Here is a 15,376-nt window from a genome sequence, read left to right as displayed (position 1 = left end):
TCTTACACACCTACTGTCGATTCAGCATTCTTCTTGCTCTTTAAGTCAAGCAGACTGCTGCCCTCACCACATTACGGCTTTTACGCTATCTATGTTCGACTAAATTAGTTGTTTTTCGAGCATTGATTTTTTGGACACTACGACTATTTATTCAGCCATATGTGACTATTGTTGCTTAGTTAGATGTGCAGCGTTGAGATAGGATATCGATGCTGCAATGCAGTATCATTTTTTTAGCTAGTAAACAAAGGAATTGTCATGGGCAATACGTCTAACTCCACACATGACCAAAGAGCTGTGCCTCCAAATAATGAGAATGAACTTAATTACGAGCAAAAACATAAGCCGAGCTCAGAGTTTGATACGAGAGAAGAATATTTAGAAAACGAATTACAAATAATGGCGCCTAAACGCTGGCGGCCTAATTTGCCTTTCAGAGATTATCGATTTGAGCCAGAAGACAGTATACCGGCGATGGCGGGTACTATCGGTAAAGTGGTAATGGTGGGCGCAATAGCTGCAACCTTTGCCGCTCCGCTTGGGCTTGATGAAAGCTTTATATTAGAAAACGTACGCTATGAATTACTAATCGCCTCTTTCTTCATTATTATTTTTTCGGGCTTTCTACTGCCCACTGCTAACCTGGCAGGCACTCATGGTCCGCTAATTCCTCTTATTCCTATTGTGGTCGCCGCAGGCGGTCACCCTATGGCATTTGGACTACTCATTGGTGCCTTTGGTTTGATGCTGGCCATTAGTAAAGGCGGAAGCATGCTGGCAAACCTTACCAGTAAGGGCGTTTGCGGTGGATTACTGCTGTACCTTGGATTTGTCGGCACCATTTCGCAGGTTAAAAAGCTGTTCTCCTGGGGTGAAGACATCGGTATGACACACGTTCCTTTTGTGGTCATTCTTTGTACGATTATATTGTATGCATTACTTGAACATTGGCGAAAACGTTGGTTAGCGGTACCGTTGAGTTGCTTACTGGGCGGAACCCTTGCCTTTGCTATGGGCGCGCCTTTTGAGTTTAAAACCGGTCCTGGCTTACCTCACCTGAACCCAATGTATTGGTGGGGCGAAAATTCAGGTTGGATGCTTGGTTTACCGACCGTAGAAAGTTTTGTTGTGGTACTGCCCTTCGCTATTTTAGCCGTAGCAATGTGGTCTCCTGATTTCTTAGGGCATCAGGTATTTCAAAAAATCAGTTACCCTGAACGTACTGAAAAGGTACAAATGAACATTGACGATACCATGACAAGTGCGTCTATTCGTCAAACCTTCGGTTCCCTGTTAGGTGGAGCTAACTTTGCGTCGTCATGGGGGACATATATAGTACCAGCGGCTATCGCTAAGCGCCCTATTCCTGCAGGAGCTTTACTAACAGCGCTGTTCTGTATAGTGGCTGGTATATGGGGCTACCCCATGGACTTGGCGATATGGCAACCCGTGCTCTGCGTTGCATTAGTGGTGGGGGTATTTATTCCGTTGCTTGAAGCTGGAATGGAAATGACCCGTGAAGGTAAAACAACACAATCAGCAGCGATTGTTGTATTTGCTTCTGCACTGGTTAACCCTGCTTTTGGTTGGTCGCTTACGATGCTGCTTGATAACCTTGGATTGGTTGGGTGTAAAGAACGCAGTGCGGAGCTAACCAAGATGACTCGCTGGGTTATACCGGGAGTTATGTTTGTTCTGCTAACAACCGTCATGGCTTCGGTAGGCATGTTGCCGGGTATTCCTGCATTAATTTCTAGTTTCCGCCACTAAAAATTACTGGCTAAGCCCTATTGGCTTAGCCAGATTTTATGGAACTTGATTGGAGCAGTCCGCCCGTGCTTAACGGCATTTCTGTATTAGTGGCGAACGATGGGCCTGTCATGCCAGGCATAAAGGAAAGGAATAAAGAGGCGGCTATTTGTATGCACTAGCGCAAGAGATTTGTTTTGTAACTCTTGCGCTAGTGCGGATAAGCAAATAGCTGGTTTTACTTACTGGTTTAGATAGCTACTATTCAGATAGCCACTATTTAAATAGCTACAAGTTTAGATAGTCACCGGTTTGGCTTCTGAGTCACGACGGCTATATATAAACACCGCAACAAAAACAGCCAACGAAATCAGATTGATAACAATCATATGGTGTGGCCAGAGCAAACCAAGACCCGCCGCACCAGAGAGCAGTCGCATTATCAGAGATAAACGCCCCTCTAAATACCCCTCCATAAACCCGACTAAAGCGTACATACCAAACAGTGCAAAAACAAAAATTGTTAACACTTCAGTACCTGAGCCACCAATGAAATTGGTATAGGCAAACAGAACAGGCACAACATACAGACCTTTAGCAATTTTCCATGCCATCACTCCTGTCGCCATCGGAGGAGTACCGGCAATAGCAGCCGCCGCAAAAGCGGTTAAACAAACCGGCGGGGTGACATTGGAATCTTGTGATAGCCAGAAAATAATCATATGAGCTGACAATAACAACATTGATAAAGATACCGGATCTATCGCCTGTTGTAATATCTGACCTTTTAAGTCAGCCGGGATCATATCGACTAACCCAACCGCACTCGCTTCAGACATCGGTGCCGCAAGTAATGCCGCTTTATCCATATCCACCAGCATGAAGAATGACTTTGCCACCTCTGGCAAGGTTCCATCTACGATCAACTGTACTAACTGCATTTCTGCCATCAGGTTATATAGCGCAGGAGCAGATAACGTAGCTAATACAATATAGGCAGCCGTTACCGGTAAACCCATGCCAAGCACCAGGGATGCCAACGCAACCAGTACCAGTGTTATCAGCAGACTACCGCCCGCCCACTCGGTTACCATTAACGAAAAGGTATTACCAATACCCGTCATCGCAACCACATTCACTACAAGGCCTACAGCGATCAGCAGTATGGCAGTCGTTGCCATATTTTTAGAGCCTTGTGCCAAGGCGTCCAAAATATCTTTCACACCCATCGGATGCTTCGACAACCAAGAGGCAACAATCACGGACAGGATTGAAATACCCGCCGCATAAGTGGGCGTAAAGCCATAAATAAGCAGTCCTACCAGCACTCCCAGCGGCAAAAGAAAATGCCAACCCTCTTTCAACACCTCTTTAGCTGGGCGGCTATCCAGCTCAACAGCATGTGCATGACTGCGCTTCGCTTCAACACGTACATAAAAACCAACTGACATGAAGTACAAAAGCGCCGGCAATGCTGCAATCGCAATAATATCAACATAAGGAATCTGGGTATAAGAAGCCATAATAAAGGCACCCGCTCCCATCACCGGCGGCATCAACTGCCCCCCTGTCGACGCAGCTGCCTCAACACCTGCTGCAAATTTCGCGGGGAAGCCCGCTTTACGCATCAACGGGATAGTGATTACCCCGGTAGAAACAGTATTAGCCACGGAAGAACCTGATACAGATCCCATTAAACCCGATCCGAGCACTGCAACAAACCCAGGGCCGCCGATAAAACGGCCGGCAGCACAGCGCGATAATTCGATAATAAACTCACCGGCACCTGACTTAACCAAAAAAGCACCAAACAAAATAAACATAAAAACATACGTCCATGAGATACGAGCGATCTGCCCGAACATTCCCTCAGACGAAAAATAACTACGGTACATAACGGTTTCAAGGCTAAGGCCCGCAAAACCAAACATGCCATCAATATAAGGCCCCCACCAAAACACATAGGTTAAGGCGAACAGTATCATTGTTGGAATAAACCAGCCTGTAGTACGGCGCGTCAGCTCCAGCGCAATACCGATGGCCGTAATAGAAAACACCCAATCCCAGGTCGAGAATTTAACCCCGCGCTCATACAACGCGTCCTCAAAACCAATCAGGTATATCGCACAGGAAATAGCTGCTAAGCCCAGCAGAATATCTAATAAGAGAATCGATCCTTTCGCACCCGCACGTCCTTTCACCATCGGGAACATCAGAGAACAAAGCAATGCAAACCCGCCAAAATGCATAGCAGAAACCCACAATTCAGATAGGGTTCCTAAGGTATTAAAGTAAATATGCGCAATAGCAAAGACGATGCCGGCCCAGTAAATAAAACGGCCGACAAGACTAGTATCATCGCGTTGCGCCAACTCCAGACTTTTTAATTTTTCAGCAGTACTCTGCTCATCAGCATTCGATGCTTGAGTCATAATCGCTCACCCGTGATGTTGGATCTGTTTGAAAATAATGACAAAAAAATAGCCGATGCAGCCCTGGCTGGGCCACATCGTGTTTTAACAGATTATTCCGCTATCAGATGTTCAGGAATGCTCAATCCCATCTCTTTGTAATAACGTGCTGCACCTGGGTGCAATGGTAAAGGCAGACCTACGGTCGCTTTTTCCAGCGACATCGCTTTAGTTGCTTTATGAATTCCATTCAAAAACGGAAGGTTTTCATAAAATGTTTTTGTCAGTAAATAAACATCATTTTCAGAGACGTCATCGCGCACTGCCAGGAAGTTAGGCTGTGCCATGGTGTTGATCTCTTTTGTTTGCCCAGGATACGTATTAGCCGGAATGTTAAAACGAGTCCACAGCTTATAACCACCGTTAGCTCTTTCGATCTGCTCATCGGTAAAGTCAAGCACGGTAATATCACTACCCGTAGAAGCGTAAGCGCGTGTAATGGCAGATGTTGGTACGCCTGATGGAATATTCATGCCTTCGATTGTGCCGTTTTGCAACGCATCAGCTGATGACCCATATCCCATATAAGCCATATTAAGAGATTCAGTATCAATTCCCAGATTATTCAGAATCGCCAGTCCGGAACCTTCTGTGCCCGAGTTTTTCTTACCGATAGAGAACTTTTCACCTTTCAACGCACCCAGATCATCAATAGTACCCGTCTTGGCGAACTTGCTCTTGATCACAAATTGCTCAACATTTTGCCATAACATGGTAATAGAGCGCAGATTTTTCTGAGGACCTGAATTAGCTAACTGGCCTTCTCCCGCCCACGCCCATGCACCATACAAGCCTTGCAAAATTGCGAATTGCGCCTCATTTTCACCCATTAACTTGAGGTTCTCCCCAGAGCCTGCTGAGTTAATAGCGGATAGAGATATCTTATGAGTTGGCTCCAGCTTAATTTTTGCCAATGTTGCTAATGCCACACCCACAGGATAATAAGTACCACCGGTTGAGGCGGTAGCCAGAATATAGGAACGTTTCTCTTCAGCCTGAGCCAATCCGCTGACGCCAGCAACCGTAGTCAGCGCAACAGCCATTGAGAGTGTTTTAATCAATGAGCGTTTACTAATTTTCATTCTGCCACCTTAATTTATCTATTTATTGTTGTTTGAACAAACAGTTTAACAAATGTGTTCACGAGTGTTTTAATTAAATTCAAAACTATTTAAGCATATATCGGGCCAATAAATACAAATCTTTGTTTTATAACATATAAATACATAAAATCATGTTAACAGCCAATAAATGAGCACTTTTTTGCTGATTACTCATGTATGAATAAGCAAAAAATGGCTTACTCCGGAAATCACCTCAGCACCTCATGATTAAAAGGCTGCAGCGATATCAGCAGGACAAAAAAGTGAGAAGACAACTTCTGATGAGCTATTTATTGCCTATTCCTTAAAATCCGTTCTGCTGATTCCATAACGAATCATTTTTTGATTCAAGGTCCGACGCGGCAGATCAAGCTGCTCCATTGTGTCCTTGATACTTCCCTGAAACCGGCTTAACGATTCTTTAATGACTTGCGCTTCAAAATTGGCCACCTGAGTCGCCAATGAAACATCGCGAAATGGACGAGGCTCAGTCGCAGACATACCTTCCGCTGATAACAAGATATCTGCAACGGATAAGTCTGGATCTAAAGAATAGCGAATAGCGAAATTTTTTAACTCTCGCACATTGCCGGGCCAGTGATAGCTGGTTAATGTGGAGAGGTCATTAGCAGAGAGCGTTCGCTGTCGCTTATCATGATCCACGGCCATAATTTTTAAATAGTGATTAAATAACAGCGGGACGTCTTCAAGCCGCTCTCTTAAGGGAGAAATATGCAGCTGAGAAATATTCAGTCGATAAAATAGATCCTGCCTGAAGTTATCATCTTCTCTCAAATCAACTTTTGCTGCCGCAATCACACGAAGATCGACACTGATGGGATTATTTGAGCCTAAACGTTCAATGACCCCCTCCTGGAATGCACGCAGTAATTTAATCTGCAAGTTCTGAGGCATACTCTCTATTTCATCCAGAAACAAAGTGCCTTTATCAGAATATTCAAATTTTCCGATACGCTTCTTCGCTGCACTGGTAAAAGCGCCGGCTTCATGACCAAATAATTCACTTTCTATTAACGACTCAGGAATAGCTCCGCAGTTGATCGGCACAAAGTTATTTGTTTTACGGTGGCTGTATTCATGTAAACACTGCGCAACCAACTCCTTCCCTGTGCCGGTTTCCCCATAGACAATCACATTGGTATCTTGCTCTGCCAGCTTTAATAACTCCCGCTTGAGACGCTGAATAACCGGCGAAATGCCAATAATCTTGGTGTCGATGCCCGACTGAGATGCCAGGATATGCTGAAGTTGCTGATTCTCCAGTACAAGCCGGCGCTTCTCACAGGCCCTGTGTACAGTCTCTACCAAACGGTCAGGAACAAACGGTTTTTCAATGAAATCATAAGCACCATCACGCATCGAACTAATGGCCATATCAACATCACCATGAGCAGTCAGCAATATCACAGGCAACCCGGGTACTTTTTGTAATATTGCTCTCATGAACTGCAGCCCATCCATTCCGGGCATACGCACATCCGTAATAACAACCCCTGAAAATGAATCATCAATCATTGTTAATGCCTGCTCAGCAGACGCATAGCTATCAACCATAAATCCACAGATTTTCAACCATTGCCCGGTCGATTGGCGCACTATTGCTTCATCATCAACCAACAAGACATGCTCACAATTATCCAATCAAAAAATCCTCTTTGCTGTTAACAACTAACGGTAAAGAAACCGTAAAACACAGGCCTTGTGTATGATTGCGGCTCACCTGAATGTTACCGCCGACGTCACGAATAATACTGTCCACTATTGATAACCCTAAACCCAAACCGTCGCCCATTTTTTTGGAGGTATAAAATGGCTCAAACATATGCAGCAACTGGTCATCAGTAGCTCCTTCACCACTATCCTGAACCTCAAGAATGGCCGCACCTTCAGAGCAACTAAGCCGTAAATAAACTCCCCCCCCGGATGCTGATAAAGGTATTGCATCAGAGGCGTTTTTAATCAGATTAATCAGCACTTGCTCAAGACGCACCTCATCTGCCTGCACCCAGCAAACATCCAAATCACATTCAAAATTACAGTTAATACGCTGTTCTGAAAAGAGAAATTCATAATGTTTTAATACCCGTCTGATCGCGGAAATTAATTCTGCGGTGCCGCGCTTATCCGGATTTTTATAAGCAAATGACTTTAGCTGACCAGTAATCAGCGCCATACGGTCTACCAGACCGTTTAACAGATCAAGATTCTCATCAAGTAAGGCAGGCTGTTCTTTTATACGCTTAACGATAGCAAGATAATTGCGCATCGCCGTTAATGGCTGATTTAGTTCGTGAACAATCGCCGTTGACATTCGTCCTAATGCTGCCAGCTTCTCAGCTTGAACCAGCTCGCTTTGCGCTGCTTGTAAGGCCTTAGTGCGCTTCGCAACTTTATGTTCAAGCGATTCATTGACCTCGCGTAGCGTATGTTCTAAACGTTTGCGGCGTGTAATGTCAATCACAGTCACCAGGTAGCTGGGCTCAGGAACTGCGGTCATCATTCTGATTGAAAACAACAAGGGAAACATCGATCCATCCGAGCGTTTTCCGACAACTTCATAACCGGTAATAGGGGTAAACGCTCCCTGAGTTAACGCATCCAACCAACGTTTAAGTGGTTTAAACTGCTCAATATCCGTGAACAATATATGTAATGGTTGGCCGATAATCAGTGCCAGCGATACACCAAACTGTTGCATCACCATCGGATTGATAAAAATAATTGAGCCTCGCTTATCTACTGTAATCAACCCCACCTGCGCCGTATTGATAATATAACGCTGACGTTGTTCACTGTCTCGCTGGGCGCGGATAACGTCCAACTGCGAGCGTCGTTTTAATCTGAATTCCCGCAAATAAAGTACAAGCAATGCCAATGCCAAACAACCGCCAGCCACGGTAAAGCCGACATACGAGGCGCGCTGTTCAGCCGCCTCAATCGGATTTAACGTTCCCACACTCCATCCCAAGTCATCCAGCTTCACGGCCATATTTAATTTAACACCGCTCGCATGCTTCCATAGCTGTATATCCCGGCCATCATTCAGTATTTCAGAGTGCAGCGGGGTCAGAGGCCAGAAATCATCGCTACCCTGGGCTAAAAGCTGACTGGCAAACAACAACTGATCCCCCTGGCCCGACACATAAAATGAATAATCAGCAGAAAGCAGTTCGTTAATCTTGGAGATATCAAGCCGCATCACCGATACACCGATCAACATCTCGCGATGATAAATAGGGGCTGAGAGATAATAGGAGGGCCGCAATGGGGCCCCATCCAACATAAAATGCCGCCCCTGCTCGCCAGAAATAGCCTGTGTAAAAAAAGGAGCATCCTGATAAATACGGGCAGCCTTTGTATCCTGGTCACGCCAATTACTATAAGCCACTACCCGTCCTGCTAAATCAAGCACTAAAAGTGCAGCAGAGCCCGCAACCAGATTGGTTTGTTCCAGATAACGGCTGACGCGAATAATTTTGTCCGGATTAGGCTGCACCAGCATATCTTTCACATCACGGCTCTGTGAAAGTAAAAAAGGCAAGTATCGATACTGATCAATGGCATTACGCAGTGCACTGATAGTATCCAGTAAACGAACCGAACCTTGCTGGTGCACCTCAACCAATCCCCAATCGCGGGTATAAACATAGGATTGCCAGGACAAAATCAGACTACAAAGCAGCGCGACTATTGATAATGATATTGCTCGTTCTTTTCGCAAAGTCCCACCTTTTAGTATGTTTTGAAGTCGCGCAGAATTCGTTCATATTATTGCTTAGAAAATTTCAACCTGTACGCATCCCTATGACATAATAACTGATTAATTGACTCACTACTGACTGATGGAAATCACTATATCATGAGCACTAACATCATTGCTTATCAAGGACACAAAGGCGCTTACTCTCACTTATCATGCCATCATGTTCATCCGGAGATGGAAGCCTTCGCCTGTGCCAGCTTTGTCGATGCAATGTTTATGGTTGAGCGCGGAGAAGCTCAACTTGCCATGATCCCACTGGAAAACTCTACCGCCGGACGTGTAGAAGAGATCTATCGTTTGATGCCTAAAACCCAGCTACACATCATCAGCGAACATTTTGAGCCGGTTAACCATTGCCTGCTGGCCAAAAAAGGCACCCGCATGGAAGACCTACGTAAAGTGTCCTCGCATCCCCAGGCACTGGCTCAGTGTGACAACAACACCAAGAGCCTCGGGCTGATACCTATCGCCAGCCTCGACACAGCGGGTGCCGCAGAAGCGCTATTGACAATGGACGAGCCAGGACATGCCGCTATTGCTTCCAGTCTCGCCGCTGAACTCTATGGTCTTGAGATTCTCAGAGAAAATTTCCAGGATAAAACCGGTAACACAACGCGTTTTGTTATCTTAGCCAAAGATAGCCACATGCCAAAACTGGATAAAAATATCACATTCATAACAACGATCATGTTCACCGTTCGGAATATTCCCGCCGCGCTGTATAAGGGTCTGGGGGGCTTTGCCACCAATGGTGTCAATATGGTTAAGCTGGAAAGTTATATGTCCTCCGATACAATGCAAGCGGCCAGCTTTCATCTGGATGTTGAAGGCCACCCTGACCAGAAAGCGATGCAATATGCACTTCAGGAACTCGATTTTTTTGCTAAAGAAGTGCGCATCATTGGCACTTACCCTGCGCACCCATTCCGTTTCAAATAACACAAAATCCTTAAAAAAACCCAACAAAAATGCAGTGCACAAAGATAGATTAGATATAAAATATAACAAAATACATATATATCAATTAGATATCAATATTATACTAAAGTAGCATTGTGCAGTGCACAATAAAAATCGATAGTGTTAACTGATAGAAGCATTCGTGTTGTTGTTTTCACGAAACCACGTATCTATCACATCCCTACTTTCAACTCTATCTATCCGAGTTGTCTTTTTTTGCCCCTGTCTACAGGGGCTTTTTTTCTGACAACCGACACTATTAATTGATTTCAGGTTTGACTAATTTAGGATTTTTTTCGTTTTTCAGCCAGCTAGTATTCAGATTAAATATGGAATAATTACACATTGATTATGCAACGCCTGATCAATTTAATTTAAAAGGAAAATATTATGGGCCTGTTTGATTTTGCATCAAATCTCGGAAAGAAACTCTTCGGTTCAAATGAAGACCCTGCTGAAGAAATTCAGAAACATATAGAATCAGATAACCCAGGCATCGAGGGACTGAGCGTCACTGTTGAGGACGGCGTAGCCAGCGTATCCGGCTCAGCAAAAGACCAGGCCGCTTACGAAAAAGCGATCCTGATGGTTGGCAATGTTCAAGGTATCAAAGAAGTCAAAGCAGATAGCCTGCAACTGTTAGATAATACAGCACTCAATGTCGAGTATTACACCATCCAGCCGGGCGACTCTTTGTGGGCAATTGCGCAGAAACACCTGGGTAATGGCAATGATTACACCAAGATCTTTGAAGCCAATAAGGAAGTGATTAAAGATCCGGATCTGATCTATCCCGGCCAAAAAATCCGTATTCCTCTGGGCGAATAAGCCATTAAACACAGCGGATTGTACGCTTTTTATACAATCCGCTTCTCCTTCTTAATTATTTGAAATTAAATCGTTTTAGGGCTTGATCAAAACGATTCATGTCATTATTATACGCCCACTTCACACAGCGCCGGTATAGCTCAGCTGGTAGAGCAACTGACTTGTAATCAGTAGGTCCCGAGTTCGACTCTTGGTGCCGGCACCATTTAAAGCGACACCCCTCTCTTTCCCAAATACACCTGATACGTTAACTGCCCGACCTCTTGCTTCGTTGAGATAGCGACCAACAGCGTTTACACTCACGTTAATTCAGCTGAGTGAGCAACCCATGCAACATCCATCAGATATTCTTTTCGAAAAACACATGACCACCCTGTCATCGCTTTGTTTTAAACAAGCGCGCATCGCCAAGCAGAAAATCTATCAACGCAAACTAAAAAAATGGCAACGCAGACTGTTAAATGTACAGCAGGCTTATTATCATCAAAACAGACGCGCCATCATTGTTTTTGAAGGCTGGGATGCCAGCGGCAAAGGGGGCGCGATTAGACGTGTAACAGAAAGACTGGATCCTCGCGGCTTTCAAGTCCACCCGATAGGCGCACCCAGCCAGGAGGAACAGGGGAAGCATTACCTTTATCGCTTCCAGACTCGCCTGCCGTCTCCGGGTAAAATCGCAATATTTGACCGATCATGGTACGGACGCGTACTGGTAGAACGTATTGAAGGGTTTGCCAGCAAACCTGAATGGCAAAGAGCCTATCAGGAAATCAACGAATACGAGCGCATGCTGACGGACGATAATGCAAGAATCATCAAAATATTCCTGCATATATCACCAGAAGAGCAGCTAAAACGTTTTTCGGAACGATTGGGCAACCCGGTTAAGCGCTGGAAGCTGACAGAAGAAGATATCCGCAACCGTCAACGCTGGCCCGAATACGAGCAGGCCATTAATCAGATGTTTAAGTACACCTCCACGCAAACATCTCCCTGGCATCCTATTGCCGCGGATCACAAATGGTATGCCCGGCTAGAAGTATTAAAACATATTGTTAAAACCATGGAGCAAGGGGTAGATCTATCTCCACCGCTCGTCAATCAGGATGTTCTGATAGCAGCCCGGCAACATTTGGGGCTGGATATATAACTTGAAAAAGCACTGCCGGGGTGGCATGTAAATAGCGTGCCTGCTGCTTAGTCATAGCACTTAAGCAGCAGATCCTGTAAGCTGCACGACCGCCAGAAAAGGCGAACCACCCTGTAATACACATCAACAAGAGATATTCTATGAGTTTTGCCTCCCTGGGCCTGTCCGCACCTATCCTCGACGCTATTACTGAAAAAGGCTACACCATCCCTTCCCCTATTCAAGCTCAGGCTATTCCTGCTGTACTTGAAGGTAAGGATGTCATGGCCGCTGCACAAACAGGCACAGGAAAAACAGCGGGTTTTACACTGCCCTTGCTGGAACTGTTATCCAGAGGTAACCGCCCAAGACCAAACCAGGTTCGCGCTTTAGTACTCACCCCGACCCGCGAGCTCGCCGCACAAGTCAGCGAAAGTGTTGAGACATATGGTAAAAATTTGCCATTACACTCCACTGTTGTTTTTGGCGGCGTAAAGATCAACCCGCAGATGATGCGGCTCCGTAAAGGCGTCGATATTCTGGTTGCCACGCCTGGCCGCTTGCTTGATCTATACAATCAAAGAGCCATTAAGTTTGATCAACTTGAAGTCCTGATACTTGATGAAGCAGACCGCATGCTGGATATGGGTTTCATCAACGACATTAAAAAAATCCTGGCGCTGCTGCCTAAAAAACGCCAGAACCTGATGTTTTCTGCTACTTTTTCTGACGATATCCGAAAGCTTGCAAAAGGCCTGGTTAACAACCCTGTCGAAATATCTGTCACCCCACGTAACGCGGCTGCACCCACCGTGGAGCAATGGCTTTCACCTGTCGATAAAAACAGAAAACCGGCCCTGCTGATCCAATTAATCAAAGAACACCAATGGAGCCAGGTACTGGTTTTCACCAAAACCAAACACGGTGCCAACAAACTGACCAAAAATCTGGAAGCAGCCGGTATCAAAGCAGCTGCTATTCACGGCAACAAGAGTCAGGGAGCGCGAACCAAAGCGCTGGCTGACTTCAAAAGCTATTCTATACAGGTGTTAGTCGCCACTGATATCGCAGCACGCGGATTAGATATTGAGCAACTGCCTCAGGTAGTAAACTTTGATCTACCTAATGTAGCAGAAGACTACGTACACCGAATTGGTCGTACAGGCCGGGCAGGTTCCACAGGCCAGGCCATCTCATTAGTCTGCGCTGATGAATTTAAACTTCTCGCTGCTATTGAACGCCTGACAGGAAAGCTGCTGGATCGTAAGAATATTGCCGGCTTTCAGCCAGTCAATACCTTACCGGAGTCACGCCTGCAGCGCCCGGCACACCCTAAACGCCATAAAAAACCTAAACCAGGACACAGAGACGGCGTGCGCTCGGGAGAAAATGCTCGCGGCCATAATCCTACAGCCAACAGAGCATAGGCTTTAGGTAGATTCACAACAGACGCTTAACAGCTTCACAACAGCAAAACGCCGCCCTCATTGAGAGCGGCGTTTTCAGTTACCGCAAATAATGTAGTACCTGCCCGGGAAAAGGCTTATCAAGATAGTCTGTGACTGGTTTGTTCTGACTATACGAATAGCCAAGCGCTGACATTTGCTTAGTAAAACGCGCATGATGCCCCCGCCCGGGATCAACCAGAATAACCTCACAATGCGGTTTAGCATGCTGATCGATAAAAGCAGATAACAGTGCAACATGTTCTTGTTCATAGAGAAGATCGCTGCCAACGATGACATCGAAGACGCCTAATCCACTGTCAGCATCACCCCAACCGGTACGGGTAAAAGGTATCACCTCTCCCTGATTGAGCAGTACATTTTCTCTTAAAAAATTTCCAGCCTCCGGGTGATAATCGGTAGAAGTGATATTGGCATGGCGGTGGTTCAACAACAAACTGGTGAGGCCTATCCCGCAACCCACTTCTAAAATCCTTTTACCTTCAATCTCATAATCAAGCATAAAATGCGCAAGCACCTGACCTGATTCCCAAACAATACCGAATAACGGCCACGACGCAGATGAAATACCCAGCGCCTCGGCAGCACCCTCTTCATCCAGAAACTGCTGATTATCGCGCAAAGTGCGCAGATGTATATCGATCCCACCAAACTCAATGGTTTGATAACTCAGACGCAAGGCGGCCATATAATACCTAATCAATTAAAAAGCAAAACGTGCTTACCTAAAAGATTGATTCGCTACGCAGAACCACCACTGTACTCCAGTTCAGTAAACCATCCTACTATTAAACTCCCCACTCAAAATCACCTATAAAATAACAAACCAACTACCAAAAACACTCATCTGGTGGAATACTGATTTCCAATCAGAAAAAATAACGGAGAAACTGATGCCCCACCCTATAGAAAAAGCGCTTGAGGAGTGGGCCCGGTTCCTGACTCAAGAGCAAATTATTACTGATACAAAAACACTAGAACAATATGAAACAGCCACCTATGAAACGGAACATCGTATCTCAGCTATCCTCAAACCGGCTAATAGGGAACAAGTACAGAAGCTGACAAAAATAGCCAACCAATATAAAACTCCGCTATACCCTATCAGCACAGGAAGAAACTGGGGGTATGGTTCAAGCGTACCCACAGCAGACGGTTGCGTCATTGTAGATCTCGGCTTGATGAATCGTATTATCAAGCTGAACAAAGAATTAGCCTATGTAACACTTGAGCCTGGCGTAACGCAAAAACAACTTTATGATTATCTTCAGTCTGAAGACACAGGTTTGTGGATGGACGCAACCGGCGCCTCTGCAGAATGTAGCATTATCGGCAATACGCTAGAGCGTGGATTCGGGCACACACCCTACGGCGATCATTTCAGCAAGGTGTCAGGATTAGAAGTGGTCCTGGCCAACGGCGAATACTTACATACGGGGTTTGGCCGCTTCCCTAATGCCCAGGCGGCAGAAGTCTATCATTGGGGGGTTGGTGCATATCTTGATGGGATCTTCAGTCAATCTAATTTCGGCATTATCACCCAAATGACCATTTGGTTAATGCCCGCTCCCGAATATTTACAAGCTTTTTTTTGTACCGTGGACAAAAAAGCGCTTCCTCTACTGATCGATTCTCTCAGACCTTTACGCTTGGAAGGCACCCTCAAAAGCGCCATACATATTGTTAATGCCGACAAAGCCATCTCTGCTTTCGGGCAATACCCCTGGAACGAGGTCAATAACGTAACACCACTACCAAGAGATTGGCTAGCTAAAGTAAGTAAGGAAAGAAATGTCGGTGGATGGAACGCCTCCGGGGCCTTATATGGAACACGCGCAGAAGTGTCCGTTGCACGCAAAAAACTTAAAAAAGCATTACGTCGCATC

Annotated in this window: 11 protein-coding genes and 1 tRNA gene; 7 read left to right on the top strand and 5 right to left on the bottom strand. The window is 45.5% G+C overall.

Annotated elements, in window-relative coordinates; all coding sequences use genetic code 11:
* Positions 1-258 precede the first annotated feature (258 nt).
* Complete coding sequence (locus tag ABY436_RS05850; protein ID WP_372738085.1) at positions 259-1,770, top strand: DUF3360 family protein; 1,512 nt, start codon at positions 259-261, stop codon at positions 1,768-1,770.
* 275 nt (positions 1,771-2,045) lie between these two features.
* On the opposite strand, the gene ABY436_RS05845 is transcribed toward ABY436_RS05850, so the two are convergent.
* The 4 genes from ABY436_RS05845 to ABY436_RS05830 form a co-directional block, all read right to left on the bottom strand.
* Entirely contained in the window at positions 2,046-4,181 is a 2,136-nt protein-coding gene (locus ABY436_RS05845) for a TRAP transporter permease (protein WP_372738084.1), read from the bottom strand.
* Positions 4,182-4,273: 92 nt separating this feature from the next.
* Complete coding sequence (locus ABY436_RS05840) at positions 4,274-5,302, bottom strand: TAXI family TRAP transporter solute-binding subunit (RefSeq protein ID WP_372738083.1); 1,029 nt, start codon at positions 5,300-5,302, stop codon at positions 4,274-4,276.
* A gap of 318 nt (positions 5,303-5,620) precedes the next feature.
* Complete coding sequence (locus ABY436_RS05835) at positions 5,621-6,985, bottom strand: sigma-54-dependent transcriptional regulator (protein WP_372738082.1); 1,365 nt, start codon at positions 6,983-6,985, stop codon at positions 5,621-5,623.
* Positions 6,978-9,065 carry an ATP-binding protein gene (locus ABY436_RS05830; protein WP_372738081.1) on the bottom strand — a complete coding sequence of 696 codons (2,088 nt, stop codon included), beginning with the start codon at positions 9,063-9,065 and terminating at the stop codon, positions 6,978-6,980. Before ABY436_RS05830 ends, ABY436_RS05835 begins: the two co-directional genes overlap by 8 nt.
* A 138-nt stretch (positions 9,066-9,203) precedes the next feature.
* On the opposite strand from ABY436_RS05830, the gene ABY436_RS05825 reads away from it, so the two are divergent.
* The 5 genes from ABY436_RS05825 to ABY436_RS05805 all read left to right on the top strand — a co-directional run bounded on the left by ABY436_RS05825 (position 9,204) and on the right by ABY436_RS05805 (position 13,451).
* Positions 9,204-10,046 (top strand): prephenate dehydratase, encoded by an 843-nt coding sequence (locus tag ABY436_RS05825; RefSeq protein WP_372738080.1) that lies wholly within the window; start codon positions 9,204-9,206, stop codon positions 10,044-10,046.
* Positions 10,047-10,457: 411 nt separating this feature from the next.
* On the top strand, positions 10,458-10,895 hold the full coding sequence (gene lysM / locus ABY436_RS05820; protein WP_372738079.1) for a peptidoglycan-binding protein LysM: 438 nt from the start codon (positions 10,458-10,460) through the stop codon (positions 10,893-10,895).
* Positions 10,896-11,024: 129 nt separating this feature from the next.
* Positions 11,025-11,100: transfer RNA gene (locus ABY436_RS05815), tRNA-Thr, on the top strand.
* Between the two features lie 123 nt (positions 11,101-11,223).
* The gene (locus ABY436_RS05810; protein ID WP_372738078.1) at positions 11,224-12,045 is read left to right on the top strand and encodes a polyphosphate kinase 2 family protein; all 822 of its coding nucleotides are present in this window, start codon (positions 11,224-11,226) and stop codon (positions 12,043-12,045) included.
* Between the two features lie 140 nt (positions 12,046-12,185).
* A complete protein-coding gene (locus ABY436_RS05805; protein WP_372738077.1) occupies positions 12,186-13,451 on the top strand; it encodes a DEAD/DEAH box helicase in 1,266 nt (421 codons plus the stop codon).
* 79 nt (positions 13,452-13,530) lie between these two features.
* Here ABY436_RS05805 and ABY436_RS05800 read toward each other — a convergent pair whose 3' ends face one another.
* Positions 13,531-14,178: a methyltransferase gene (locus ABY436_RS05800; RefSeq protein ID WP_372738076.1), complete on the bottom strand. Its 648-nt coding sequence runs from the start codon at positions 14,176-14,178 to the stop codon at positions 13,531-13,533.
* 205 nt (positions 14,179-14,383) lie between these two features.
* On the opposite strand from ABY436_RS05800, the gene ABY436_RS05795 reads away from it, so the two are divergent.
* On the top strand, positions 14,384-15,376 hold a 993-nt coding region (locus tag ABY436_RS05795), incomplete at its 3' end, for an FAD-binding oxidoreductase (protein ID WP_372738075.1).

The sequence above is a fragment of the Neptunomonas sp. genome, assembly GCF_041601355.1.
In the GTDB taxonomy this organism is placed as follows: Bacteria; Pseudomonadota; Gammaproteobacteria; order Pseudomonadales; family Balneatricaceae; genus Neptunomonas.
This window is presented reverse-complemented; position numbering and strand designations above follow the sequence as displayed.

Excerpts from the sequence above, each read along its gene's own strand:
- ABY436_RS05850 (WP_372738085.1), top strand. The coding sequence starts at position 259 with ATGGGCAATACGTCTAACTCCACACATGACCAAAGAGCTGTGCCTCCA.
- ABY436_RS05810 (WP_372738078.1), top strand. The coding sequence starts at position 11,224 with ATGCAACATCCATCAGATATTCTTTTCGAAAAACACATGACCACCCTG.
- ABY436_RS05805 (WP_372738077.1), top strand. The coding sequence starts at position 12,186 with ATGAGTTTTGCCTCCCTGGGCCTGTCCGCACCTATCCTCGACGCTATT.
- ABY436_RS05840 (WP_372738083.1), bottom strand. The coding sequence starts at position 5,302 with ATGAAAATTAGTAAACGCTCATTGATTAAAACACTCTCAATGGCTGTT.
- ABY436_RS05845 (WP_372738084.1), bottom strand. The coding sequence starts at position 4,181 with ATGACTCAAGCATCGAATGCTGATGAGCAGAGTACTGCTGAAAAATTA.
- ABY436_RS05825 (WP_372738080.1), top strand. The coding sequence starts at position 9,204 with ATGAGCACTAACATCATTGCTTATCAAGGACACAAAGGCGCTTACTCT.
- lysM (WP_372738079.1), top strand. The coding sequence starts at position 10,458 with ATGGGCCTGTTTGATTTTGCATCAAATCTCGGAAAGAAACTCTTCGGT.
- ABY436_RS05800 (WP_372738076.1), bottom strand. The coding sequence starts at position 14,178 with ATGGCCGCCTTGCGTCTGAGTTATCAAACCATTGAGTTTGGTGGGATC.